Raw genomic sequence first — 26373 nt, 5'->3', positions numbered from 1 at the left:
TGGCTCTCCGTTCGGCTGCGGAAGGTGGGGAGAGATGGAAAGCGCTTTCCAATGAAAGGTATGGACGGGCCATGCACGCGTCAATGGTCGCGTCCATGATTCCTGTTCACTCATCTAAACGACTGACCGGCATGACCGACCGGCTGCGGCCGTGTACCTCGCCCGGCCTCCGCGCTAAGGTGCCCGCACAAGGCACGTTACTGATCAGTAAGGGGATGCGGCATGCAGCTCGGTATCAACCTCGGCTACTGGGGTGCCGGAATGGACGCGGACAACCTGGCCGTCGCCCAGGAGGCCGACCGGCTCGGATACGCCGTCTGCTGGGCCGCCGAGGCCTACGGCTCCGACGCCGCCACGGTACTGAGCTGGGTCGCCGCCCAGACCGAGCGCATCGACGTCGGCTCCGCCATCTTCCAGATCCCGGCCCGCCAGCCCGCGATGACGGCCATGACCGCCGCCACCCTCGACTCCCTCTCCGGCGGCCGCTTCCGCCTCGGCCTCGGCGTCTCCGGCCCGCAGGTCTCCGAGGGCTGGTACGGCGTCAAGTTCGACAAGCCGCTCGCCCGCACCCGCGAGTACGTCGAGATCGTCCGCAAGGCCATGACCCGCGAGCGGCTGTCCTACGAGGGGCAGCACTGGACGCTGCCCCTGCCCGGCGGCCCCGGCAAGCCGATCAAGCTGACCGTGCACCCGCAGCGCGAGCACATCCCCCTGTACATCGCCGCGATCGGCCCGAAGAACCTCGAGCAGACCGGCGAGATCGCCGACGGCGCCCTGCTGATCTTCCCGTCCGCCGAGCACCTCGAGGACACGACGATCTCGTACCTGCGCGCCGGGCGCGAGAAGGCCGGCAGGACCCTCGACGGGTTCGACGTCTGCCCGACCCTCCCGCTCGCCGTCGGTGACGACAAGGACGTGGCGACGCTCGCCGACACCTTCCGCCCGTACACCGCGCTGTACGTCGGCGGCATGGGCAGCCCCAAGCAGAACTTCTACAACCAGCTCGCCCGGCGCATGGGTTACGAGCAGGAAGCCGCCGAGATCCAGAGCAAGTACCTCTCCGGCGACAAGCAGGGCGCCGCGGCCGCCGTACCGCACGACCTGATCGACAAGACGACCCTGCTCGGTTCCGTGGACCGGATCGCGGACCGGATGAAGGCCTACGCCGCAGCCGGGGTCACCACCCTGTCCCTCGCGCCGGCGGGCTTCACGCTCGACGAGCGGCTCGCGTCCCTGCGGGCCGGCACCGAGGCCCTGGAGCGCGCCGGGCTCGCCTGAACCGACCGGGAGTCTTCAGCGGCCGTGGTGGGGGCTCGGGGGTCTTCCCCGCCACGGCCGTCACGCAGAACAACGCGTGGGGCCCCCTGCGGTTACGGCACAGAGGCCCCCACCCGGCCCGGCACGCCTCCCCCCCGCGTCCTCCATTCGGCGGAGTTGTCCCCCACACCTGTTGCAGCACCCTCCGCCCCGCACTTGACTCGTTGTTCGGGGAACCTGCGGGAAGGCCGCGGTACGCCCACGCGCGCGGGAGAGGTGCCCACGATGCTTTCGGCCAAGAGTCTGTTCCAGGAGATCCTCGACAACGACGAGTCCTTCGCCCTGTTCTGCTCCCTCGCCGCGAGCGGCGAGTCCCAGGGTGGCTGGGAGAACGCCCGTATCGCCGCGCTCGTGCCCGAGGCCGAGCGCGACCTCGCCCCCAAGATCAGCCGGCACGGCGCCGACGAGGACAAGCACGGCCGGATCTTCAACGCCCTGATGAAGAAGCGCGGCCTCGACCCCGTGCCGGTCCCGCCGGAGACCGACTACACCATGCTCCTGGAGAAGAACGGCATCGGCCTCGCGCACGAGCAGCTGAACCGCGACGAGCGGCTCACGGTCCACGACATCGTCACCTACCTCTCGCACAGCAGGGTCACCGAACAGCGCGCCACCGATCAGATGGTCCTGCTGCGTAAGCACTTCGCCGACCACCCCGACATCGGCCGCGCGGTCAAGCAGATCTCCGACGACGAGGACAACCACCTCGCCTACTGCCACGAGGAACTGCTGCGCTTCGCCCACGCGGGCCACGGCCGGGTCATCCAGCGCACCCTGCGCGAGTGCGCGCTGGCCGAGATCCGGATCTACCGCGACGTCAGCCTCGCCGTCATGGCACACATGGGCCGCATCCTCGGCTGGTCCAAGGCCAAGTCGGCGGTGCTCACGGCAGGCATCCACGCGGCGTACGCCTACGAACGCCTGGGCGGCTGGCGCCGGATGGTGTCGCTGAGGACGCCCGAGCGCCGCAACGCCCTCGGTGGTCCCGCGACCCCGGAGCCCGACTTCGCCTGAGCCGGCCCGGTTACAGCCACCCCCGGCGCTTGAACAGCCGGAAGACCATCAACTCCAGGACGGCCATCAGGGCGATCAGCGCCGGATAGGACCAGACCCAGCGCAGCTCGGGCATGTGCTCGAAGTTCATGCCGTAGATCCCCGCGAGCATCGTGGGGATCGCGGCCATGGCCGCCCACGCGGAGATCTTCCGCATGTCGTCGTTCTGCCGGACGCTCATCTGCGCCAGGTGCGCCGAGAGGATGTCGGACACCAGCCGGTCCAGGTTCTCCACGGAGTCGTTCACACGCGTCAGGTGGTCGCTGACGTCGCGGAAGAACGGCCGGGCCCGGTCGTCCACGAACGGTACGGCCACACCGGCCGACGCCGCCCCCGCCAGCCGGCTCATCGGCGGGGCCAGCGGCCCGGTCGCCCGGCGGAACTCCAGGACCTGCCGCTTGAAGTCGTAGATCCGGGACGCCGTGTTCCGTGAGCCCCCGCCGTCCGGTGAGAACACCTCCGCCTCCAGGCCCTCCAGGTCGGTCTGCAACTCGGTCGCCACGTCCAGGTAGTGGTCGACGGTCGCGTCGGCGACCGCGTACAGCACGGCCGTGGGGCCCTTGCCGAGCAGCTCCGGCTCGTGCTCCAGCCGGTGCCGCACGGCCTTGAGCGGGGCGCCCTCGCCGTGCCGGACGGTCACCACGAACGAGTCGCCCAGGAAGATCATGATCTCGCCGGAGGAGACGGTGTCGCTGCGCGGCTCGTACGCCACCGGCTTGAGCACCACGAAGAGCGAGTCGTCGTACACCTCCAGCTTGGGCCGCTGGTGGGCCTTCAGGGCGTCCTCGACGGCCAGCGGGTGCAGCCCGAACTCCCGGGTCACATGGTCGAACTCGGCCTCCGTCGGCTCGTGCAGCCCGATCCACACGAACCCGTCCGCCGTGCGGGCCTCACCCAGGGCGTCGGAGAGGTCCTCGGGCCCTTCCGTCCGCTGTCCGTCGCGGTAGATGGCACAGTCGACGATCACGAAGCGAGTCTCCCGTCACTCGAACGACATTGCACGCGCGCGTGCGCCTACGCTGGAGCGCATGCCCACGCTGATCCTGGTCAGGCACGGACGCTCCACCGCCAACACCGAGGGACTCCTCGCCGGCTGGACGCCCGGCGTCGCCCTCGACGAGCGCGGCGCCGCCCAGGCCGCCGCGCTCCCCGGGAGGCTGGCCGAACTGCCCCTCGCCGAAATCGTCACCAGCCCGCTCCAGCGCTGCCAGGAAACCCTCCGGCCGCTGCTGGAGGCCCGGCCGGACCTGAGCCCGCACACCGACGAGCGCATCGGAGAGTGCCACTACGGCGACTGGTCCGGACGCAAGCTCGCCGAGCTCAAGGACGAGCCCCTGATGGAGGTGGTGCAGGCCCATCCGTCCGCGGCGGCGTTCCCCGGCGGGGAGTCCATGCGGGCCATGCAGACGCGCGCCGCCGAGGCCGTACGCGAGTGGAACGCGCGCGTGGAACGCGACCACGGCGCCGACGCCGTCTACCTCATGTGCTCGCACGGCGACATCATCAAGTCGCTCGTCGCCGACGCACTCGGACTTCACCTGGACCTCTTCCAGCGAATTTCCGTTGAACCGTGTTCCATCACCGCGATCCGCTACACACGACTGCGACCGTTTCTCGTCCGCCTCGGTGACACGGGCGACTTCACGTCCCTGGCGCCGCGCGAGGAACCGCCGGGGGGCGAGGCCGAAGTCGGGGGTGGTGCGGGCGCACCGTGATCGTTCGCCGCAGTAGGGTGAAGCGGTCGCAGCAGTGCCGTGGTCCCACGGTTCCCACGATCCCAATGGAGACAGGACGTGTCCCGTCAGGTGTTCCTCTACGACCATCCGGAGCGTTTCGTGGCCGGTACGGTCGGACTGCCCGGGCGCCGCTCGTTCTTCCTCCAGGCCACCGCAGGCTCCCGGGTGACCAGCGTGGCCCTGGAGAAGACGCAGGTCGCAGCGCTCGCCGAACGCATGGACGAACTGCTCGACGAGGTCGTACGCCGTAGCGGCGGCAGCGCCCACGTCCCCGCCGTCGCGCCGTCGGACACCGACACGGCGCCGCTGGACACCCCCATCGAGGAGGAGTTCCGGGTCGGCACCATGGCGCTGGCCTGGGACGGCGACGAGCAGCTCATGATCGTCGAGGCGCAGGCGCTCGTGGAGCTCGACGCGGAGTCCGAGGAGGACCTCGCCGAGGCCGAGGAGCGGCTGCTCCAGGACGAGGAGAACGGGCCGCCGATGCTGCGGGTCCGGCTCACCGGCACCCAGGCCCGGGCCTTCGCCAAGCGCGCCCTCGACGTCGTCAACGCCGGGCGGCCGCCGTGCCCGCTGTGCAGCCTCCCGCTCGACCCGGAAGGACACGTATGTCCGCGCCAGAACGGATACCGCCGCGGAGCGTGACGCCCCCACCGGACGCCGCCGGGCTGCTCGCCCGCGGCGAACTGGCCGTCCGCGGACGCATCCGTGAGGCCTCCAACGCGGCCCTGTACTGCACGGTGTCCTACGACGGCCAGGACGCGGCCTGCATCTACAAGCCGGTCGCGGGGGAGCGGCCGCTGTGGGACTTCCCCGACGGGACGCTGGCCCAGCGCGAGGTCGCCGCGTACGAGGTCTCCGAGGCCACCGGCTGGGGCCTCGTGCCGCCCACCGTGCTGCGCGAGGGTCCCTACGGCGAGGGCATGTGCCAGCTGTGGGTCGAGGTGACGCCCGAGGCGGAACTGCTCGCCCTGGTCGACGGCGAGGAGCCCGAGCCGGGCTGGAAGGCGATCGGCTTCGCCGAGGTCGGCGAGGGGCGCACCGCGCTGCTCGTGCACGCCGACGACGAGCGGCTGCGGCGGCTCGCGGTCCTCGACGCGGTCATCAACAACGCCGACCGCAAGGGCGGGCACCTGCTCCCCACCGGCGAAGGCCGGCTGTACGGCATCGACCACGGAGTCACGTTCAACGCCGAGAACAAACTGCGGACCCTGCTGTGGGGCTGGGCGGGGGAGGCCCTCACCGAGGAGGCCGTCAAGGTCCTCGAAGGCCTCCAAAAGGGTCTGACCGAGGGCGGCCCGCTCGCCGCGCGGCTCCAACCGCTGATCACCGGCGCCGAGATCGACGCCACCCGCGCACGGGTCGGCGCCCTGCTCGCCTCGGGGACCCATCCGGAGCCGAGCGGTGAGTGGCCGGCGATTCCCTGGCCACCCGTGTAGCAGCACAGGCACCCGGAACACCGCAAGAGGGCCTTCTCGGCCGAGTGGCCCGCTCCCATTCGTAGATGGAACTTCAGTCCGGTTAGGCTCATGGCATGCATGCCTGGCCCGCTTCCGAGGTCCCCGCCCTGCCTGGTCAGGGCCGCGACCTGAGGATCCACGACACCGCGACCGGCGGCCTCGTCACTCTCGACCCCGGTCCCGTCGCCCGTATCTATGTCTGTGGCATCACCCCGTACGACGCCACGCACCTGGGACACGCGGCGACCTACAACGCGTTCGACCTCGTGCAGCGCGTGTGGCTCGACACCAAGCGGCAGGTTCACTACGTCCAGAACGTCACCGACGTCGACGACCCGCTCCTGGAGCGGGCGCAGCGCGACGGCCTCGACTGGGCCGCGCTCGCCGAGAAGGAGACGGCCCTCTTCCGCGAGGACATGACGGCCCTGAGGATGCTGCCGCCGCGGCAGTACATAGGCGCCGTCGAGGCCATACCCGGGATCGTCCCGCTCGTCGAGCGGCTCCGGGACATGGGCGCGGCCTATGAACTGGAGGGGGACGTCTACTTCTCCGTCGAGTCCGACCCGCACTTCGGCAAGGTCTCGAACCTCGACGCCGCCGCGATGCGGCTGCTGTCCGCCGAGCGTGGCGGCGACCCCGACCGCCCCGGGAAGAAGAACCCGCTCGACCCGATGCTGTGGATGGCGGCCCGCGAGGGCGAACCCAGCTGGGACGGCGGATCGCTCGGGCGCGGACGGCCCGGCTGGCACATCGAGTGCGTGGCCATCGCCCTCGACCACCTCGGCATGGGCTTCGACATCCAGGGCGGCGGCTCCGACCTCGCCTTCCCGCACCACGAGATGGGCGCCTCGCACGCCCAGGCCCTCACCGGCGAGTTCCCCATGGCCAAGGCGTACGTGCACGCCGGCATGGTCGCCCTGGACGGCGAGAAGATGTCCAAGTCCAAGGGCAACCTGGTCTTCGTCTCCAAGCTCCGGCACGACGGCGTCGACCCGGCCGCCATCCGGCTCGCGCTGCTCGCCCACCACTACCGCGCCGACTGGGAGTACACCGACCAGGTCCTTCCGGACGCCGTCGCACGGCTCGGCCGCTGGCGGGCCGCCGTGTCCCGGCCCGACGGGCCCCCGGCGGAGGCGCTCGTCGACGAGATCCGCGAGGCCCTCGCCGACGACCTGGACGCGCCGGCCGCGCTCACCGCGGTCGACCGCTGGGTCGCGCTTCAGGAGCAGAGCGGCGGTACGGACATCGGCGCGCCCGGGGTGGTCTCCCGGGCGGTGGACGCGCTGCTGGGTGTAGCGCTGTAGCCACCGCGAGAAGTACGCAGAGGGGCGTCTCCCGGCCGGGAGACGCCCCTCTTGGCTTTGCCGCCGTGCCCTCAGTCGTCCGACGACTCGTCGTCGTCCGTGCCCGGCTTCGGCGGCTTGGGCGGGCGGGTGCGGCCGCTGGGGTTGTCCCGCAGGTACGACGTGCTGTCGCTGCCGTCCGCCGTGGCGTGACCGCCCGGCGCGGGCGGTCCGCCGCCGTCGTGGCGCCGCAGATAGCGCTCGAACTCCCGGGCGATGGCCTCGCCGGACGCCTCCGGCAACTCGGCGGTGTCCCGGGCCTCCTCCAGCGACTGGACGTACTCGGCGACCTCGCTGTCCTCGGCGGCCAGCTGATCCACGCCGACCTGCCAGGCGCGCGCGTCCTCGGGCAGCTCGCCCAGCGGGACGCGCACGTCGATCAGGTCCTCCAGGCGGTTCAGCAGGGCCAGCGTCGCCTTCGGGTTGGGCGGCTGCGACACGTAGTGCGGCACCGCCGCCCAGAGCGACACGGCCGGGACGCCCGCGTGCGTGCACGCCTCCTGGAGAACGCCGACGATGCCCGTGGGGCCCTCGTACTTGGTCTCCTCCAGATCCATGCGGCGGGCCAGGTCCGGGTCGGACGTGGTGCCGCTGATCGGGACCGGACGGGTGTGCGGGGTGTCGCCGAGCAGGGCGCCCAGGACGACCACCAGTTCCACGCCCAGTTCGTGCGCGAAGCCGAGCAGTTCGTTGCAGAACGACCGCCAGCGCATGGAGGGTTCGATGCCCCTCACCAGGACGAGGTCGCGCGGTTTCTCGCCGCCGACCCGGACCACCGACAGCCTGGTCGTGGGCCAGGTGATCTTGCGGACGCCCGCTTCCATGAACACCGTGGGGCGGTTCACCTGGAAGTCGTAGTAGTCCTCGGCGTCCAGCGCCGCGAAGACCTCACCCTTCCATTCCCTGTCCAGATGCGCGACCGCGGTGGAGGCGGCGTCGCCGGCGTCGTTCCAGCCCTCGAACGCGGCCACCATGACCGGGTCGACCAGCTCGGGAACCCCCTCGAGCTCGATCACCCAGCGCCTCCTTCCGACGTGCCCTCGCTTGACCACCCAACCTTACGGCGTGCCGCGGGGGCGCCCGCAGCCCCCTTGCAGGGGGAGTGCCCCCATCACTGCCCCGCGATCCGCCCCTGAACACCCGGGATTCATCCGAGCGGTCCGTGATGCCCTGGTCACAGCGTGGAGCGCAGCCACTGCTCCACACTCGCGATGTGCACGGTCGCCCATGAGCGAGCCGCCTCGGCGTCCCGGTCGCGCAGGGCGGCGAGGATCGCCCGGTGCTCGCGCAGGGTGCGGGCGACGGCGTCCTCCTGTGTGAGGCCGCGCCAGATCCGCGCCCGGGTGGTGGGGCCCGACAGCCCGTCGAGCAGCGAGCACAGCACGGAGTTGCCCGAGCTGTGCACGATGCCCCGGTGGAACTCCAGGTCGCAGGCGACCAGATCCTCCACCGACGGGGCCTCACCGAGCTTGTCCAGCTGGGCCGTCAGCGCGTCCAGTTGCTGCTCGCTGATCCGCACGGCCGCCATCTCGGTCGCGGCCGGCTCCAGGATGCGGCGCACGGCGAGGAACTCCAGGACCGTGTCGTCGCGGTGGAAGTCGACGACGAAGCTCAGCGCCTCCAGCAGCAGTTGCGGGTCGAGGCTGGTGACGTAGGTGCCGTCGCCCTGCCGTACGTCCAGGATCCGGATCAGTGACAGGGCGCGCACCGCCTCCCGCAGGGAGTTGCGGGACAGCCCGAGGTCGGCGGCGAGTTCGCTCTCCCTGGGCAGCCGGTCGCCCGGGCGCAGCGCGCCGGAGACGATCATTCCCTTGATCTTTTCGATCGCCTCGTCGGTGACTGCCATGACCGGCCTCCCAGTGCGTTCAAGACCTCCGACGTATCCGGTCATTATGCGGGCGAGGGAACGCGGAAGGGGCGGCTCCGTCGGCGTGGAACCGCCCCTTCCGGATCATGGATCCCCCGGCCCCGTGCCTACTTCTTGTCGAGCAGGTCCTGCACCTTGGCGCGGACGTCGTCCGTGGCGAGGCCGCGGATCGTCAGCGTCGTGCGGCGGCGTAGCACGTCGTCCTGCGTCTCGGCCCACTCGTGGTCCCGGGCCCAGACGACCTGCGCCCAGATCTCCGGGGCGTCGGGGTGGACGCGCTCGGCGAGCTCGGGGCTCTCGTTGGCCATGCGGGCGATGTCGAAGGCCAGCGAGCCGTAGTGCGTGGCCAGGTGCCTGGCCGTGTCGGCCGCCATGCGCGGGCCGGGCGCCGGCCGGTCGGTGAGCAGCCGGTGGGCGACCGCGCGCGGGTTGGCGATGCCGGGCAGCGGCAGCTTCTTCGGCAGCGCGCTGATCGGCTCGAAGTCGTCGCCCAGCGGGTGGCCCGGCAGCGTCTCCAGCTTCTTCATGATCGTGCGGCCGATGTGCCGGAAGGTGGTCCACTTGCCGCCCGCGATGGACAGCATGCCGCCCCGCCCCTCGGTCACCACCGTCTCGCGCTTGGCCTTGGCGGTGTCGCCGGGGCCGCCCGGCAGCACCCGCAGGCCGGCGAAGGAGTAGGTGATGAGGTCGCGGCTGAGCTGCTGGTCGCGGACCGAGAAGGCGGCCTCGTCGAGAATCTGGGTTATGTCCTGCTCGGTGACCGAGACGTCCGCCGGGTCACCCTCGAACACCTCGTCGGTGGTGCCGAGCAGCAGCATGTCCTCCCAGGGGAGGGCGAAGGTGATGCGGTACTTGTCGATCGGGGTGGCGAGCGCGGCCTTCCAGGGGGAGGTGCGCTTGAGGACCAGGTGCGCGCCCTTCGACAGGCGGATGGACGGCGCCGCGTTCGGGTCCTCCATCTTGCGCAGGTGGTCGACCCACGGGCCGGTCGCGTTCAGCACCAGCCGGGCGCTGACGCCGAACTCGTCGCCGGACAGGCGGTCCTTCAGGTCGGCGCCGGTGACTCGGCCCTGCGTGAAGCGCAGGCCGGTCACCTCGGCGTGGTTCAGGACGACCGCACCCGCCTCGACGGCCCCGCGGACCGTCATCAGCGCCATGCGGGCGTCGTTCATCTGGTCGTCGCCGTAGACGGCCACGGCCTTGAGGTTCTCGGTGCGCAGCTCGGGCACGTCCTGCGCGGCCTTGGCCGGCGAGAGCAGGTGTCCCACGCCGTCGCCGAACGCGGAGAGCGCGGAGTAGGCGAAGACGCCCGCGCCGAGCTTCGCCGCGCCGTGCGGCCCGCCCTTGTACACGGGGAGGTAGAACGTGAGCGGGTTCGCCAGGTGGGGAGCCACCTGGCGGGAGACCGCACGGCGCTCGAAGTGGTTCTCCGCCACCAGCTTCACCGCGCCGGTCTGCAGGTAGCGCAGACCGCCGTGGAGGAGCTTGGAGGAGGCGGAGGACGTGGCGCCGGCGAAGTCGCCGGCGTCCACCAGAGCCACCCTGAGGCCGGACTGCGCGGCGTGCCAGGCGGTGGAGATGCCCAGGATGCCGCCGCCGATCACGAGAAGGTCGTACGACGCCTTGGAGAGCTGCTCCCTGGTCTCGGCTCGGCTCGGGTTCGAGCCGGAGGCCGGGTGCGTCCCCAGGGCAGGCACGGACTGCAGGGTGGACTTGGTGGTCATGCTGTTCTTACTCCTCGTCCTCGAGCCAGCCCATGGTCCGCTCGACGGCCTTGAGCCAGTTCTTGTACTCACGGGCGCGGGTCTCCGCGTCCATGCGGGGGGTCCACTCGGCGGCCCGCCGCCAGTTGGCGCGCAGGTCGTCGGTGCTGTTCCAGAAGCCGACGGCGAGACCGGCGGCGTAGGCGGCGCCGAGGCAGGTGGTCTCGGCGACCATCGGGCGCACCACGGGGGCGTCCACGAAGTCGGCGAGGGTCTGCATCAGCAGGTTGTTGGAGGTCATGCCGCCGTCGACCTTCAGGGCGGCCAGCTCCACGCCGGAGTCCTTGGTCATGGCGTCGGCGATCTCCCGCGTCTGCCAGGCGGTCGCCTCCAGGACGGCGCGCGCGAGGTGCGCCTTGGTGACGTACCGGGTCAGACCGGCGATCACACCGCGGGCGTCGGAGCGCCAGTACGGGGCGAACAGGCCCGAGAAGGCCGGCACGAAGTAGGCGCCGCCGTTGTCCTCGACCGACAGGGCGAGGGTCTCGATCTCGGCGGCGGTGGAGATGAGGCCCATCTGGTCGCGCATCCACTGCACCAGCGAACCGGTGACCGCGATCGAGCCCTCCAGGGCGTAGACCGTCTTCTGGTCGCCGATCTTGTAGCCGACGGTGGTCAGCAGGCCGCTGTAGGAGTTGATGATCTTGTCACCGGTGTTCATCACCATGAAGGTGCCGGTGCCGTAGGTCGACTTGGTCTCGCCCTCGGCGAAGCAGGTCTGGCCGAACAGGGCGGCCTGCTGGTCGCCGAGCGCGGAGGCGACCGGGATGCCGCCGAGCAGGTCGCCCAGCTTGCCGCCGGTGATCTCGCCGTAGACCTCGGCGGAGGAGCGGATCTCGGGCAGGATCTGCTTCGGGACGCCGATCGACTCGCAGATCTTGTCGTCCCACTGCATGGTGTGCAGGTTCATCAGCATCGTGCGCGAGGCGTTGGTGACGTCCGTGACGTGCTTGCCGCCGTCGACACCACCGGTCAGGTTCCAGATGACCCAGGTGTCCATGGTGCCGAAGAGGATGTCGCCCGCCTCGGCGCGCTCCTTCAGGCCGTCGACGTTGTCGAGCAGCCAGCGGGCCTTGGGGCCGGCGAAGTAGGAGGCGAGGGGGAGGCCGGTCTCGCGGCGGAAGCGGTCCTGGCCGACGTTGCGGCCGAGCTCGCGGCAGAGGGCGTCGGTGCGGGTGTCCTGCCAGACGATGGCGTTGTGGACGGGCTCACCGGTGTTCTTGTCCCACAGCACGGTCGTCTCGCGCTGGTTGGTGATGCCGATGGCCTTGATGTCGTCCCGGGTGATGCCGGCCTTCTCGATGGCCCCGGCGACGACCTCCTGGACGTTGGTCCAGATCTCGGTGGCGTTGTGCTCGACCCAGCCCGGCTTCGGGAAGATCTGCTCGTGTTCCTTCTGGTCGACGGAGACGATCCGGCCGTCCCGGTCGAAGACGATGCAGCGGCTGGAGGTGGTGCCCTGGTCGATGGCGGCGATGAAGGGGCCGGCGGTGTGCGCGTCGGTCACTGTGTCTCCTGGAAAGTTCCGTGTTTATGGGGCTTTACGTACGGCGCGTGCCGAGAGTTTCGCGAAGCGGCGGTAAATGCCGCTCCTAGGCGAACGCGACGTTGTATATGCCTGCGGCGATGGCCCCGCCGATGAGCGGGCCGACCACCGGAACCCAGGCGTAGCCCCAGTCGGAGCCGCCCTTGTTGGGCAGCGGCAGCAGGGCGTGCACGATGCGCGGACCGAGGTCACGGGCCGGGTTGATCGCGTACCCCGTCGGGCCGCCGAGGGACAGGCCGATGGAGACCACGACGAGCGCGGTGATCAGGGCGCCCAGGGTGCCCAGGCCGTTGCCCTTGTCGTTCAGGCCCTGGGTGAGCACGGCGAGCACCAGCACGATGGTGCCGATCACCTCCGTGGCGATGTTCTGCCAGGCGACACGGACCTCGGGGCCGGTGGAGAAGACGCCCAGCACGGGGCCGGCGCCCTTCTCCTGGGCCTCGACGGCCTTGACCGTGGTGTCCTGCGCACCCGGACCGCCGACTATCTCGCGGTCGGTGAGGTGGGCGTGGAACTGACCGTAGTAAGCGATCCAGACCAGAGCGGCACCGATCATGGCGCCGAGGACCTGACCGGCCCAGTAGACCGGGACGTTCTTCCAGTCGCCGTCCTTGATGGCGATGGCCAGCGTCACGGCCGGATTCAGATGGGCGCCGGAGAGCGGCGCCGAGGTGTAGACCGCCGTGAGTACCGCGAAGCCCCACCCGAAGGTGATGGCGAGCCAGCCGGCGTTACGAGCCTTGGAGGCCTTCAGCGTGACGGCGGCACAGACGCCGCCGCCGAGGAGGATGAGTATGGCGGTACCGATGGTCTCGCCGATGAAGATGTCGGAGCTGGACACCCGCGACTCCTTTGTCATACGTCCAGGGAAGTTCGATACCGGCCTGGCGTTGTCACACTCTAGCGCGTATTGCCGGTAGCTGTTCGACAATGTCGACCGATGGACGGGAGTCTTGCTTCGGCGTTACGAACACGTCAAGAGCTGTGTTGTCGAAAATACGATCGTTACTGATCGCTGCGGTCCCAAGGATCTTTGCCGCAGGTGGGCGCGGACATGCCGAGGACCGGGGCGCCGTACGGCGCCCCGGTCCTTTCGTGTGCCGTCAGAACCGCCCGGCGCCCAGGTCCCGCGAGACCGCGCGGGCGCAGTCCCGCACCGCCGCGATCAGCTCCGGCCGCAGCGCTCCTTCTTCGTCGGACCGGCACAGCCGCTCCACGGCGCCGGTGATGCCGACCGAGCCGACCGGCATGCGCCGCCGGTCGTGGATGGGGGCGGCGAGGGACGCCACGCCCTCCCAGGTCTCCTCCACGTCCGCCGCGTACCCCCGCGCCCGCGTGACGTCGAGGATGTGCTCGAAGCCCTCCGGCTCGCACACGGTCCGATCGGTGAACGCCTTGCGGTCGGCCTCCAGCGCCTCGCTGTGCGCCACCGGGTCGTAGGCGGACAGCACCTTGCCCAGGGCCGTGGAGTGCAGCGGCTGCATGGCGCCGATCTCCAGCACCTGCCGGCTGTCGTCGGGCCGGAAGACGTGGTGCACGATCAGTACGCCCTGCTGGTGCAGGACGCCCAGATAGACGCTCTCGCCGCTGGAGCGGGCCAGGTCGTCGGTCCACACCAGGGCGCGCGCCCGCAGCTCGTGCACATCGAGGTAGGTGGTGCCCAGGCGCAGCAGCTCGGCGCCCAGCTGGTAGCGCCCGGAGACGTCGTCCTGCTCCACGAAACCCTCCTGCTGGAGGGTGCGCAGGATGCCGTGGGCGGTGCCTTTGGCCAGGCCCAGCGACGAGGCGATGTCCGACAGGCCGAGCCGCCGCTCGCCGCCCGCGAGGAGCCGCAGCATCGCGGCCGCCCGTTCGAGCGACTGGATGTTCCGTGCCATCGCCGTACTGCCTCCGTCCCCTTCGACCGCCGACAAGCGGCACCACAGCCGTCGTTCGGCAATGTCGAACACTACCGGTCGATGTCGACCTCTCGCTAATGGCAGGACGCCATTTTTGCGCCACGGGTGGCCGACACGTCGCCCGGCGGCCGATCCGGCACCACCGGAGTCCGCCCCGTGGACGTGCTGCCCATCCAAGCCCACTCCCGGTTACGCTGGCGCGGTGCGCCCATCCCGGATGCCCTCCGGCTGTCCGGGAAGCCGCAAAGCCGACAGCCGTCGCATCCGAGGGAGCCCTTTTCATGGCCTCGTTGCCGCCGACCCCTTCCGCAGACAGCCGGGCCCGTGTGTCCGCGCTCCGAGAAGCCCTGGCCACCCGTGTGGTCGTGGCCGACGGAGCGATGGGCACCATGCTCCAGGCGCAGGACCCCACGCTCGAGGACTTCGAGAATCTCGAAGGCTGCAACGAGATCCTCAATCTGACGCGCCCGGACATCGTCCGTTCGGTCCACTCCGAGTACTTCGACGTCGGTGTGGACTGCGTGGAGACCAACACCTTCGGCGCCAACCTCACCGCCCTCGGCGAGTACGACATCCCCGAACGCGTCACCGAGCTGTCCGAGGCCGGTGCCCGGATCGCGCGCGAGGTGGCCGACGAGTTCACCCGCAGCACCGGGCAGCAGCGCTGGGTGCTCGGCTCGATGGGCCCCGGCACCAAGCTGCCCACCCTCGGCCACACCACCTTCGGTGCCATCCGGGACGCCTACCAGCAGAACGCCGAGGGCCTGCTCGCCGGCGGCGCCGACGCGCTGCTCGTGGAGACCACCCAGGACCTGCTCCAGACCAAGGCCTCCGTCATCGCCGCCCGCCGGGCGATGGAGGCCACCGGCCAGTCCGTACCGCTGATCGTCTCCGTCACCGTCGAGACGACCGGGACCATGCTGCTCGGCTCCGAGATCGGGGCTGCCCTGACCGCGCTGGAGCCGCTCGGCATCGACATGATCGGCCTGAACTGCGCCACGGGCCCGGCCGAGATGAGCGAGCACCTGCGCTTCCTGTCCCGGCACTCGCGCATCCCGCTGTCCTGCATGCCCAACGCGGGCCTGCCGGTGCTGACCAAGGACGGCGCGCACTACCCGCTGACCGCGCCCGAGCTGGCCGAGGCCCAGGGCACCTTCGTCCGGGACTACGGCCTCTCGCTCGTCGGCGGCTGCTGCGGCACCACCCCGGAACACCTGCGGCAGCTGGTCGAGCGCGTCCGGGACACCGCCCCGACGGAGCGTGCCCCGCAGCCCGAGCCGGGCGCGGCCTCCCTGTACCAGTCCGTGCCGTTCCGGCAGGACACCTCCTACCTGGCCATCGGCGAGCGCACCAACGCCAACGGCTCGAAGAAGTTCCGCGAGGCCATGCTGGACGGCCGCTGGGACGACTGCGTGGAGATGGCCCGCGACCAGATCCGCGAGGGCGCGCACATGCTCGACCTGTGCGTGGACTACGTCGGCCGCGACGGCGTCGCCGACATGGAGGAACTGGCCGGCCGCTTCGCCACCGCCTCCACCCTGCCGATCGTGCTGGACTCCACCGAGGTCGACGTCATCCGGGCCGGTCTGGAGAAGCTCGGCGGCCGCGCGGTGATCAACTCGGTGAACTACGAGGACGGCGACGGCCCCGAGTCCCGCTTCGCCAAGGTCACGGCCCTGGCCCAGGAGCACGGCGCCGCCCTCATCGCGCTCACCATCGACGAGGAGGGCCAGGCCCGCACCGCCGAGAAGAAGGTCGAGATCGCCGAACGGCTCATCGAGGACCTGACGGGCAACTGGGGCATCCACGAGGAGGACATCCTCGTCGACTGCCTGACCTTCACCATCTGCACCGGCCAGGAGGAGTCCCGTAAGGACGGCATCGCCACCATCGAGGGCATCCGCGAGCTCAAGCGGCGCCACCCGAAGGTGCAGACCACGCTCGGCCTGTCCAACATCTCCTTCGGCCTCAACCCGGCCGCCCGCATCCTGCTGAACTCCGTCTTCCTCGACGAGTGCGTCAAGGCCGGACTGGACTCGGCGATCGTGCACGCGTCGAAGATCCTCCCGATCGCCCGCTTCAGCGAGGAGGAGGTCCAGACCGCCCTGGACCTCATCCACGACCGCCGCGCCGAGGGCTATGACCCGCTGCAGAAGCTCATGCAGCTGTTCGAGGGCGCCACCGCCAAGTCCCTCAAAGCCGGCAAGGCCGAGGAACTGGCCGCCCTGCCGCTGGACGAGCGCCTCAAGCGGCGCATCATCGACGGCGAGAAGAACGGCCTCGAGGCGGACCTCGACGCGGCCCTCCGGGAGCGGCCCGCGCTCGACATCGTCAACGAGACCCTGCTGGACGGCATGAAGGTCGTCGGTGAACTGTTCGGCTCCGGCCAGATGCAGCTGCCGTTCGTCCTGCAGTCCGCCGAGGTCATGAAGACGGCCGTCGCCCACCTCGAACCCCACATGGAGAAGACCGACGAGGCCGGCAAGGGCACCATCGTGCTGGCCACCGTGCGCGGCGACGTGCACGACATCGGCAAGAACCTCGTCGACATCATCCTGTCCAACAACGGCTACAACGTCGTCAACCTCGGCATCAAGCAGCCGGTCTCCGCGATCCTGGAAGCCGCCGAGGAGCACAAGGCAGACGTCATCGGCATGTCCGGGCTGCTGGTGAAGTCCACGGTGATCATGAAGGAGAACCTGGAGGAGCTCAACCAGCGCGGCCTGGCCTCCGGCTACCCGGTCATCCTGGGCGGCGCCGCCCTCACCCGCGCCTACGTCGAACAGGACCTGCACGAGATCTACCAGGGCGAGGTCCGCTACGCCCGCGACGCCTTCGAGGGCCTGCGTCTGATGGACGCCCTCATCGGCGTCAAGCGCGGCGTGCCCGGCGCGAAGCTGCCCGAACTCAAGCAGCGCCGGGTCAGGGCCACGGCCCCGGCCGCTACCGAGGAGCGCCCCGAGGAGGGGCACGTCCGCTCCGACGTCGCCACCGACAATCCCGTCCCCGAGCCGCCCTTCCGCGGCACCCGCGTCATCAAGGGCATCCAGCTCAAGGAGTACGCGAGCTGGCTCGACGAGGGCGCCCTGTTCAAGGGCCAGTGGGGCCTGAAGCAGGCCCGCACCGGCGAGGGCCCGTCCTACGAGGAGCTCGTCGAGAGCGAGGGCCGGCCCCGGCTGCGCGGCCTGCTGGACCGGCTCCAGACGGAGAACATGCTGGAGGCGGCCGTGGTCTACGGCTACTTCCCGTGCGTCTCCAAGGACGACGACCTGATCATCCTGGACGAGCAGGGCAACGAACGCACCCGCTTCACCTTCCCGCGCCAGCGCCGCGGCCGCCGTCTGTGCCTGGCCGACTTCTTCCGCCCGGAGGAGTCCGGCGAGACCGACGTCGTCGGCCTCCAGGTCGTCACCGTCGGCTCGCGCATCGGCGAGGAGACCGCGCGGCTCTTCGAGGCCAACGCCTACCGCGACTACCTCGAACTGCACGGACTGTCCGTACAGCTGGCCGAGGCGCTCGCCGAGTACTGGCACGCACGCGTGCGCTCCGAGCTCGGCTTCGCCGGCGAGGACCCCGACGAGATGCAGGGCATGTTCGAGCTGAAGTACCGGGGCGCCCGCTTCTCTCTCGGGTACGGCGCCTGCCCCAACCTGGAGGACCGGGCCAAGATCGCCGACCTGCTCGAACCGGAGCGCATCGGCGTCGAGCTGTCCGAGGAGTTCCAGCTGCACCCCGAGCAGTCCACGGACGCCATCGTGATCCACCACCCGGAGGCGAAGTACTTCAACGCCCGCTGAGCCTCCCACCGGGCACACGGGCCAAAAGAGGCGCTTCGAGCGCGCACGACGTAGACTGGTCGGTCCACCGCAGGCCGGTTCCCCTCGTGGGAGCCGGCCTGAACGTCCCTCAAGGAGGTACGTGGATGACCAGTACGGTCCCCGCGCTCGGAACCCTTCCCCAAGCTCTCGGCTCCGCTCGAGCAGGGGATACCCCAACCGCCGAAGGATCGGCCCTCCAAGCCGTGCTCCTCGACATGGACGGCACCCTGGTGGACACCGAGGGCTTCTGGTGGGACGTCGAGGTCGAGGTCTTCGCCTCCCTCGGCCACACACTCGACGAGTCCTGGCGGCACGTCGTGGTCGGCGGCCCCATGACCCGCAGCGCGGGCTTCCTCATCGAGGCCACCGGCGCCGACATCCCCCTCGACGAGCTCACCGTGCTCCTGAACAACGGCTTCGAGGCCCGCATCGACCGCGCCCTGCCGCTGATGCCGGGCGCCGGACGGCTGCTCGCCGAGCTGTACGAGTACGAGATCCCCACCGCCCTCGTCTCCGCCTCCCACCGGCGCATCATCGACCGGGTGCTGACCTCGCTCGGCGCCCACCACTTCAGCCTGACGGTGGCCGGCGACGAGGTGCCGCGCACCAAGCCGCACCCCGACCCGTATCTGGCCGCCGCCTCCGGGCTCGGCGCGGACCCGGCCCGGTGCGCCGTCATCGAGGACACCGCGACGGGGGTCGCCGCGGCCGAGGCCGCGGGCTGCCAGGTCGTGGCCGTGCCCTCCGTGGCCCCCATCGCCCCGGCTCTGCGCCGCACGGTCGTGAGCTCCCTCGAAGAGGTCGACCTGACATTTCTGCACGGGCTGATGACGGAAATGCGCTAGGCGTTCACCCAGCGTGCAGCGGTGTTTGGACGGAAATTCCGAAGGCGAATTCAAACCCCGACGGACGATCGAATTCCCGTACCTTCGAACCCGTTTACGCGTGTGACGTTCCCCACGCAGTCCGCGGTCGACAGCAGATCCCGCGTGTGCTGGACACCCCCTTCAGGGGTCCGTCGGCGTGCCCTTGTGTCCCGATTGATGGAGCGCTGCACCAAAGCTTCCGCTGTCGGGCCTTCGGTCTGTCCACGCCCGGTTCCGCAGCGTGATGGGTGCTCAACTCCGCTGGCTGTGAACCCTCCTGCCGGCCCCGACTAATCTCGTCGCGAGAACCTCGCCCCACCCCCGTGATCCGCTGCGCCACCCCTGCATGCCGGGTACACGGAGTCGACAGCTCTGGAGAAACTCGAGCATGAACCGCAAGACTTTGGTGCTGCCGGCCGTGATCGGCCTGCTCGCGCCGGTGCTCGCCGCCTGCGGTGGGTCCGACAGCGGGAGCAGCGACAGCGGCGCGATCGTCGTCGGCACCACGGACCGGTTCACCGCCTCGAAGGACGCCCCCGCGCCCCTCGATCCCGCCTACGCCTACGACGTCGGCACCTGGAACATCCTGCGCCAGACCGTGCAGACCCTGATGATCCAGCCGCGCGGCGAGGGCGAGCCCGTACCGGAGGCCGCCGAGCGGTGCGGCTTCACCGACACCGGCAACGAGCGCTACGCCTGCACCCTGCGCGACGGCCTGACGTTCGCCAACGGCAACGCTGTCACGGCGGGCGATGTGAAGTACTCCATCGACCGCGCCCGGTCCCTCAAGGCCGACAGCGGCGTGTTCGCGCTGCTGTCCACCATCGACACCGTCGAGACGCAGGGCGACCGCGAGGTCATCTTTCATCTGAAGACGGCCGACGCGACGTTCCCGTACAAGCTGTCGACCCCGGTCGCCGGCATCGTCGACCCCGACGACTACCCCAAGAACAAGCTGCGCGACGGCTTCGACCTGGAGGGTTCCGGCCCGTACACCCTCAAGGCCGACGTCGAGGACGGCGAGCTGGTCAAGGCCGAGTTCACCAAGAACCCCGACTACAAGGGGACCCTCAAGGTGAACAACGACAAGGTCGACATGGTCTCCTTCAAGGACGCCGACGCCATGGGCGAGGCGCTGGACAAGGGCGACATCGACCTGATGACCCGCGCCATGTCGCCGGATCAGATCCGCAAGCTCTCGGCCGACGCGGACACCGACGTCGACCTCGTCGAGATGCCCGGCCTCGAGATCCGCTACCTGGGCTTCAACACCGACGCCCCGACGGTGAAGTCCAAGGCCGTGCGCCAGGCCATGGCCCAGATCGTCAACCGCAGCGAACTGATCTCCAAGGTCTATGGCTCCCAGGCCGAGCCGCTGTACTCGCTTGTCCCGGCCAGCGTCACCGGCCACTCCAACTCGTTCTTCAACAAGTACGGTGAGCCGAACGTCACCAAGGCCCGTTCCCTGCTCACCCAGGCGAACGTCACCACGCCCGTGAAGCTGACGCTGCACTACACCACCGACCACTACGGTCCGGCCACCAAGAAGGAGTTCGAGGTCCTGCGCGAGCAGCTGAACTCCAGCGGCCTGTTCGACGTCGACATCAAGGGCACCCCCTGGGACACGTTCCGCCCGGCCGAGAAGAAGGGCGAGTACGACGTCTACGGCATGGGCTGGTTCCCGGACTTCCCGGACGCCGACAACTTCCTGGCGCCGTTCCTCGACGCGGACAACACCCTCGGCTCGCCGTACGACAACAGCCGGATCCGGGGCACCCTGATCCCGGAATCCCGCCGTGAGGCGGACCGGCTGTCCGCCTCCTCCAGCCTGACGGACATTCAGGACATCGTCGCCGGCGATGTGCCGATGCTGCCGCTGTGGCAGGGCAAGCAGTACGTCGCCGCTCGCGACGACGTCACGGGTACCGCCTACGCGCTCAACTCCGCCTCGACGCTCCAGCTGTGGGAGCTCGGGCGGGGCGTGAGCGGCTGACGCACCCGCTGGATCCCCGGGGCCTGTGACCGCGGCCCCCGGGGAGCCGTGCCCCGGAGCCAGGGACACGCTCCGGGAGTTCTCGAGAACCGACGACAAGGCACACACGTGAAGATTCGCAACCAGTGGCCGGTCCTGCCCATCGTGGCGGGCCTCGCCTCCGGACTGCTGACCGGCTGTGGCACGGAGAGCGGAGACTCCGCGGGGGACGGCTCCAATGTGGTGGTGGGGATGTCCGACGACGTCCTGGCCACGGACCCGGCCTCCGGCTACGACCCCGGCTCCTGGCTGTTGTTCAACAACGTCTTCCAGTCCCTGCTGAGCTTCCCCAAGGGCGCCACGGAACCGCAGCCCGAGGCGGCCGAGAGCTGCGCGTTCACCGACACGCAGACCACGGTCTACAAGTGCACGCTGAAGGACGGCCTCAAGTTCAGCAACGGTGACGAGCTCACCTCCGAGGACGTCAAGTTCTCCTTCGACCGCATGCTGAAGATCAACGACCCCGACGGGCCCGCGATCATGTTCCCCATGCTGGACAAGGTCGAGACGCCGGACGACAAGACGGTCGTCTTCCGTCTCAACACGGCCGACGCCACCTTCCCGAGCAAGATCGCCTCCGGTGCCGGCTCCATCGTCGCCCACGGCCAGTACGACGCGGACGGGCTCCGCAAGGACGGCGAGGCCGTCGGCTCCGGCCCCTACCAGCTCGACTCGTTCGACGACGGCCAGGCGGTCTTCTCCGTCAACGAGAACTACAAGGGCACCGCCAAGGTGAGCAACACCGGCGTGACGCTCAAGTTCTTCGACGGCGATCAGACGGCCCTCAAGCAGGCCATCGAGAACGGGGACGTCGACATCGCCTACCGCGGTCTCACCGCGGGCGACATCGCCGACACCGAGAAGTCCGACGACGGCACCGGCGTCGAGGTCGTCGAGGGCAGCAGCGCCGAGGTCCAGCACCTGGTGTTCAACATGGACGACCCGGTCGCCGGCAAGCTCGGCGTCCGCAAGGCCATCGCCCACCTGCTCGACCGCGAAACCCTCATCAAGGACGTCTACCAGGGCACCGCAACCCCGCTGTACTCGATCATCCCGGCCGGTATCGCGGGCCACAACACGGCCTTCTTCGACACCTACGGCGCCCGCCCGTCCAAGGCGAAGGCCCAGGCCGCGCTGCGCGAGGACGGCATCACCGGCAAGGTGAAGCTGACCCTCTGGTCCACCCCGTCCCGCTACGGCCCCGCGACCGACCAGGAGCTGAACGCCATCGCCGGCCAGCTCAACGCCAGCGGCCTGTTCGACGCCGACGTCAAGTCCGTCTCCTTCGGCCAGTACGAGAAGGACATCGCCGCCGGCAAGTACGGCGTCTACGTGAAGGGCTGGGTGCCGGACTACCCGGACGCCGACAACTTCACGGCCCCCTTCTTCGGCAAGGGCAACGTGCTGAGCAACAACTACGACAACGGCACGATCACCGGTTCGCTCATCCCGCGCACCGCCGCCCTGACCAACCGGGCCGCCACGGACAAGGAGTTCGGGGAGCTGCAGGACATCGTCGCCGACGAACTCCCCGTCCTGCCCGTGTGGCAGGCCAAGCAGTACGCGGTCGTCCGCGACGGCGTCTACGGCCTGGAGTACTGCCTCGACGCGTCGACGGTCTTCCGCTTCTGGGAGCTCAGCAAGGACGCCTGACGCACCGATGTGAAGAAGGGCGCCTCCCGCTCGGCGGGGGGCGCCCTCTCACATGCCGGCTCGCGGCCGCTACTGCGCGCCGGGGCGCACCAGCCCGCTCTCGTAGGCGTACACCGCCGCCTGGACGCGGTCGCGCAGACCCAGCTTGGTCAGCACATGCCCCACGTGCGTCTTGACGGTGGTCTCGCTGACGAACAGGTCGGCGGCGATCTCCGCGTTGGACAGCCCGCGCGCCACCAGCTTCAGCACCTCGACCTCGCGGTCGGTGAGCGTGTGCAGCGTGTCCGGCACCGGCTCCTCGCCGGAGGGCAGATGCGTGGCGTACTTGTCGAGCAGCCGGCGCGTGATGCTCGGCGCGAGCATCGCCTCGCCCGAGGCCACGACCCGGATCGCCTGCACCAGCTCGTTGGCCGGCGCGTCCTTCAACAGGAACCCGCTGGCGCCGGCGCGCAGCGCCTCCACCACGTACTCGTCGAGATCGAAGGTGGTCAGGACCAGCACCTTCGCCGGGCCGTCCCGCCCCGGCCCGGTGATCTGCCGGGTCGCCTCCACACCGTCCATCCGCGGCATACGGATGTCCATCAGAACCACATCGGGCTGAAGCGCACGCACCTGGTCGAGTGCCTGCAGTCCGTCACCGGCCTCCCCGACGACCGCGATGTCCTGCTCGGCCTCCAGGATCATCCGGAAGCCGGTACGGAGCAGCGGCTGGTCGTCGACCAGTAGGACGCGGATGGCCACGTAAGTCTCCTTCGCTAGTCCGGCCCCATTCTGCCCTGCGCGGGCCTGCCCGACTCAGCCGCCCTCACCCGGCCCCGGCAGCACCGGCAGCTCCGCCGCGCGCACCGGCAGCGGATAGGGCGGGGGAGTACCGCCGAACTCCGGGCAGTGGGCCTGGTGGTCGCACCAGCCGCACAGCTTCGTGGGGCGCGGCCGCCAGTCGCCCGTCTCGGTGGCCAGCCGGATCGCCTCCCACAACGCCAGCAGCTTGCGCTCGACCCGCTCCAGGTCGGCGAGGACCGGGTCGTACGTCAGCACCTGACCGCTGCCGAGGTAGACCAGCTGGAGCCGCCGGGGGATCACGTTCTTCAGCCGCCACACCACCAGGGCGTAGAACTTCATCTGGAACAGGGCGCCCTCGGAGTACTCGGGCCGGGGTGCCTTTCCGGTCTTGTAGTCGACGATCCGGACCTCGCCCGTGGGAGCCACGTCGACCCGGTCGATGATGCCGCGCAGCCGCAGCCCGGACTCCAGCTCGGTCTCGACGAAAAGCTCCCGCTCGGCCGGCTCCAGACGGCTGGGGTCCTCCAAGGTGAACCAGCGCTCGACGAGCTGCTCCGCCTCGCCCAGCCAGCGCGCCAGCCGCTCGCCCTGGGGATCGTCGGCGAACAGCTCCACGACCTCCGGCCGCGTCTCGCGCAGCCGGTCCCACTGGCCGGGGATCAGCGACTTCGCCCGCGGCGGCGTCCGCTCGGCGGCCGGGGCGTCGAAGAGCCGCTCCAGGACCGCGTGCACGAGCGTGCCCCTGGTCGCCGCCTCGCTCGGCTTCTCGGGCAGCCGGTCGATGACCCGGAAGCGGTAGAGCAGCGGGCACTGCATGAAGTCACTCGCACGCGAGGGGGACAGCGAGGCGGGCGCTATGGCGGTGGTCCCGGTCACGAGGTCGCTCACGGCGGCGGTCTCGGCCGCCGCCTCCGCCACCGTCCGCGCGTCCGCCGCCGTCTCCACTGCCGTCTCCGCGGGCCCGGCCGGGACCGGCGGTTCCTCCACCGCGGCCCGGTCGCTGTCGGGCCGCGGCGCGCCCTCGGTGCTCGTCTCCATGTCCCAGACCATACGGCCCGCCACTGACAGTGACCCAGCCGTGTTGCGTGGGGGAAGCCGGGAGAAGGGGTCGACGTACGGGAAACACAGGGGTGCCGGGGCGGAACGCACCGCGACGGACGCATACCATCGACTCGAGACCTCCCGTCCGGCAGGCGCGGGAGACGCTTCGATCGAGGGGACACCGGTGGACGAGAGCGGCGGGCGCGGGCGGCCGCGGTCCGGCAACGACGAGTCGGCCGAGCGCCACGCGGGGCCCGCGGCCCGGGCCGCCGAGCCGACCTCCGCCGAGCCCACGGACGAGCGCCCCTTCACCCCGGAACGGCCCTCCCCGGCCCCGGAGCCGACCTCCGCCGAGCCCACGGACGAGCGCCCCTTCACCCCGGAACGGCCCTCCCCGGCCCCGGAGCCGACCGGCCCGGCCACGCCCGCGGACACCCCGGCGACCCCTTCGGACGCCGCGCGGGACGACTCGGCGGCGGACCGCCCGACGCGGGGTGACGAAGCGCCCGCCGAGCCCGACGCGAACGGTCTTCCGGAGGGCGACACGCACCCCGGCCGCCCCGACGCCGAGAACCCCCACACGGCCCCCACCGACGCCGCCGTACCGCAGGCGGCACCCGCCCCCGGCGAGCGCGACGGCGGTGACGCGCCGGAGGGTGACACGCACCCCGACCGCGCCTACGCCGACGACCGGCACACGGCACCGGTCCCCGCCGATGCCGACGCCGCCGTACCGCAGGCGGCACCCGCCCCCGGCGAGCGCGACGGCGGTGACGCGCCGGAGGGTGACACGCACCCCGACCGCGCCTACGCCAGCGGCCCGCACTCGGCACCCGTCCCCGGCGGGCCAGAGGCGGACCGCCTGCACAAGGCACACGCCCCGGCCCCCGGCTCCGGTGACCAGAACCGCCCCCTGCAGCCCTCGGCCCCCGCCCCGGGCACCGGCCACCCGAACCACCACCCCGCCCCGTCCGCCCCCGCCGACGGCGACCGCCACCTCGCCCACTCCGACGGCAAGGGCCCCGCCCCCCACCGGCCGGAGCCCCGGGGCGGGCTGCTCATGGGCCGGCCCTTCGGCGTGCCCGTGTACGTCGCGCCGAGCTGGTTCCTCGTCGCCGCGCTGATCACCTGGGTGTTCGGCGGCCAGCTGGAGCGCGTGCTGCCCGAGCTCGGCGCCGCCCGCTACCTGGTCTCCCTCTTCTTCGCGGTCGCCTTCTACGCCTCCGTGCTCGTCCACGAACTGGCGCACACCGTCGCCGCCCTGCGCTTCAAGCTCCCGGTCCGCCGCATTCAGCTCCAGTTCTTCGGCGGCGTCTCCGAGATCGAGAAGGAGGCCGAGACCCCCGGCCGGGAGTTCATCCTGGCCTTCGTCGGGCCCTTGCTCTCCCTCGTCCTCGCCGGCGTCTTCTACGGCGCTGCGCAGACCGTGGAACCCGGTACCGTCCCCGGCGTCCTGCTCGCGGGCCTGATGATCTCCAACCTCATCGTGGCCGCCTTCAACCTCCTGCCCGGCCTGCCCCTCGACGGCGGCCGCATGCTCCGCGCCGTCGTCTGGAAGATCACCGGCAAGCCGATGAAGGGCACCATCGCCGCCGCCTGGGTCGGCCGCGCCCTCGCCGTCTCCGTACTCATCGGACTGCCCCTGCTGACCCAGTCCGGCGCCCTCGGCACCGACGCCGTCGACAACGTGGGCATGGACACCGTCCTCGACGCCCTGCTCGCCGCGATCCTCGCCGCGATCATCTGGACCGGCGCCGGCAACAGCCTGCGCATGGCACGCCTGCGCGAGCACCTCCCCGAGCTGCGCGCCCGCGCGCTCACCCGCCGCGCGGTCCCCGTCGAGTCGGACACCCCGCTGTCCGAGGCGCTGCGCCGCGCCAACGCCGCCGGGGCCCGCGCCCTGGTCGTCGTCGACCCCGACGGCAAGCCGCTCTCCCTCGTCCGCGAGGCCGCCATCGTCGGCGTGCCCGAACACCGCCGTCCCTGGGTCGCCGTCAGCGGTCTCGCCCAGGACCTCACCGACGGCATGCGCGTCTCGGCGGAGCTCTCCGGCGAGGAACTCCTGGACGCCCTGCGCGCCACCCCGGCCACCGAATACCTCGTGGTGGAGGCGACCGGCGAGATCTACGGCGTCCTGTCGGCGGCCGACGTGGAGCGTGCCTTCGTGAAGGCGATGGCGAGGCCCTCCTAGTGGTCG

General features: G+C 70.6%; 20 protein-coding genes. 11 read left to right on the top strand and 9 right to left on the bottom strand.

All coding sequences use genetic code 11. The features are described from left to right. Nucleotides 1–222: 222 nt before the first annotated feature. Both HDC93_RS10345 and HDC93_RS10340 read left to right on the top strand, forming a co-directional pair. The gene (locus tag HDC93_RS10345; protein WP_185009404.1) at nucleotides 223–1278 is read left to right on the top strand and encodes an LLM class F420-dependent oxidoreductase; all 1056 of its coding nucleotides are present in this window, start codon (nucleotides 223–225) and stop codon (nucleotides 1276–1278) included. A gap of 264 nt (nucleotides 1279–1542) precedes the next feature. Next, nucleotides 1543–2331 carry a ferritin-like domain-containing protein gene (locus HDC93_RS10340; RefSeq protein WP_185009403.1) on the top strand — a complete coding sequence of 263 codons (789 nt, stop codon included), beginning with the start codon at nucleotides 1543–1545 and terminating at the stop codon, nucleotides 2329–2331. A gap of 10 nt (nucleotides 2332–2341) precedes the next feature. Here HDC93_RS10340 and HDC93_RS10335 read toward each other — a convergent pair whose 3' ends face one another. Then, entirely contained in the window at nucleotides 2342–3337 is a 996-nt protein-coding gene (locus tag HDC93_RS10335) for a magnesium and cobalt transport protein CorA (RefSeq protein ID WP_185009401.1), read from the bottom strand. Between the two features lie 61 nt (nucleotides 3338–3398). Here HDC93_RS10335 and HDC93_RS10330 point away from each other — a divergent pair, with 61 nt between their 5' ends. The 4 genes from HDC93_RS10330 (at nucleotide 3399) to mshC (ending at nucleotide 6870) form a co-directional block, all read left to right on the top strand. Next, nucleotides 3399–4085, top strand: coding sequence for a histidine phosphatase family protein (locus HDC93_RS10330; RefSeq protein WP_031103748.1), 687 nt, complete (start codon nucleotides 3399–3401; stop codon nucleotides 4083–4085). Nucleotides 4086–4163: 78 nt separating this feature from the next. Then, the gene (locus tag HDC93_RS10325; protein WP_031103749.1) at nucleotides 4164–4751 is read left to right on the top strand and encodes a DUF3090 domain-containing protein; all 588 of its coding nucleotides are present in this window, start codon (nucleotides 4164–4166) and stop codon (nucleotides 4749–4751) included. After that, the gene (locus HDC93_RS10320; protein WP_185009399.1) at nucleotides 4715–5545 is read left to right on the top strand and encodes an SCO1664 family protein; all 831 of its coding nucleotides are present in this window, start codon (nucleotides 4715–4717) and stop codon (nucleotides 5543–5545) included. Before HDC93_RS10325 ends, HDC93_RS10320 begins: the two co-directional genes overlap by 37 nt. A 95-nt stretch (nucleotides 5546–5640) precedes the next feature. After that, nucleotides 5641–6870: a cysteine--1-D-myo-inosityl 2-amino-2-deoxy-alpha-D-glucopyranoside ligase gene (gene mshC, locus HDC93_RS10315; protein ID WP_185009397.1), complete on the top strand. Its 1230-nt coding sequence runs from the start codon at nucleotides 5641–5643 to the stop codon at nucleotides 6868–6870. 71 nt (nucleotides 6871–6941) lie between these two features. On the opposite strand, the gene HDC93_RS10310 is transcribed toward mshC, so the two are convergent. From HDC93_RS10310 to HDC93_RS10285, 6 genes are all read right to left on the bottom strand, one after another. Next, entirely contained in the window at nucleotides 6942–7925 is a 984-nt protein-coding gene (locus HDC93_RS10310; protein ID WP_185009395.1) for a PAC2 family protein, read from the bottom strand. Nucleotides 7926–8083: 158 nt separating this feature from the next. Next, nucleotides 8084–8755, bottom strand: coding sequence for a FadR/GntR family transcriptional regulator (locus tag HDC93_RS10305; RefSeq protein ID WP_185009393.1), 672 nt, complete (start codon nucleotides 8753–8755; stop codon nucleotides 8084–8086). Between the two features lie 128 nt (nucleotides 8756–8883). Further along, nucleotides 8884–10500, bottom strand: coding sequence for a glycerol-3-phosphate dehydrogenase/oxidase (locus HDC93_RS10300; protein ID WP_185009391.1), 1617 nt, complete (start codon nucleotides 10498–10500; stop codon nucleotides 8884–8886). A 7-nt stretch (nucleotides 10501–10507) separates the two neighbouring features. Further along, a complete protein-coding gene (gene glpK / locus HDC93_RS10295; RefSeq protein WP_185009389.1) occupies nucleotides 10508–12046 on the bottom strand; it encodes a glycerol kinase GlpK in 1539 nt (512 codons plus the stop codon). An 85-nt stretch (nucleotides 12047–12131) separates the two neighbouring features. Further along, nucleotides 12132–12926: an MIP/aquaporin family protein gene (locus HDC93_RS10290; protein ID WP_185009387.1), complete on the bottom strand. Its 795-nt coding sequence runs from the start codon at nucleotides 12924–12926 to the stop codon at nucleotides 12132–12134. Between the two features lie 262 nt (nucleotides 12927–13188). Then, complete coding sequence (locus HDC93_RS10285; protein ID WP_185009385.1) at nucleotides 13189–13962, bottom strand: IclR family transcriptional regulator; 774 nt, start codon at nucleotides 13960–13962, stop codon at nucleotides 13189–13191. 302 nt (nucleotides 13963–14264) lie between these two features. On the opposite strand from HDC93_RS10285, the gene metH reads away from it, so the two are divergent. From metH to HDC93_RS10265, 4 genes are all read left to right on the top strand, one after another. Beyond that, nucleotides 14265–17780, top strand: a complete 3516-nt coding sequence (metH, locus tag HDC93_RS10280) for a methionine synthase (RefSeq protein ID WP_185009383.1) — start codon at nucleotides 14265–14267, stop codon at nucleotides 17778–17780. 125 nt (nucleotides 17781–17905) lie between these two features. Then, nucleotides 17906–18646, top strand: coding sequence for an HAD family phosphatase (locus HDC93_RS10275; protein WP_185009381.1), 741 nt, complete (start codon nucleotides 17906–17908; stop codon nucleotides 18644–18646). A gap of 409 nt (nucleotides 18647–19055) precedes the next feature. After that, entirely contained in the window at nucleotides 19056–20660 is a 1605-nt protein-coding gene (locus HDC93_RS10270) for an ABC transporter substrate-binding protein (protein ID WP_185009379.1), read from the top strand. 108 nt (nucleotides 20661–20768) lie between these two features. Further along, complete coding sequence (locus HDC93_RS10265) at nucleotides 20769–22352, top strand: ABC transporter substrate-binding protein (RefSeq protein ID WP_185009377.1); 1584 nt, start codon at nucleotides 20769–20771, stop codon at nucleotides 22350–22352. A gap of 69 nt (nucleotides 22353–22421) precedes the next feature. On the opposite strand, the gene HDC93_RS10260 is transcribed toward HDC93_RS10265, so the two are convergent. Together HDC93_RS10260 and HDC93_RS10255 are read right to left on the bottom strand one after the other, a co-directional pair. Further along, on the bottom strand, nucleotides 22422–23093 hold the full coding sequence (locus HDC93_RS10260; RefSeq protein WP_097215673.1) for a response regulator transcription factor: 672 nt from the start codon (nucleotides 23091–23093) through the stop codon (nucleotides 22422–22424). A 54-nt stretch (nucleotides 23094–23147) separates the two neighbouring features. Further along, nucleotides 23148–24173, bottom strand: a complete 1026-nt coding sequence (locus HDC93_RS10255; protein ID WP_260419509.1) for a RecB family exonuclease — start codon at nucleotides 24171–24173, stop codon at nucleotides 23148–23150. Between the two features lie 187 nt (nucleotides 24174–24360). On the opposite strand from HDC93_RS10255, the gene HDC93_RS39280 reads away from it, so the two are divergent. Beyond that, nucleotides 24361–26367, top strand: a complete 2007-nt coding sequence (locus tag HDC93_RS39280; RefSeq protein ID WP_185009373.1) for a site-2 protease family protein — start codon at nucleotides 24361–24363, stop codon at nucleotides 26365–26367. The last annotated feature ends 6 nt before the right edge of the window (nucleotides 26368–26373 follow it).

Source organism: Streptomyces sp. AK010 (assembly GCF_014207295.1).
Classification (GTDB): domain Bacteria; phylum Actinomycetota; class Actinomycetes; order Streptomycetales; family Streptomycetaceae; genus Streptomyces; species Streptomyces massasporeus.
This window is presented reverse-complemented; position numbering and strand designations above follow the sequence as displayed.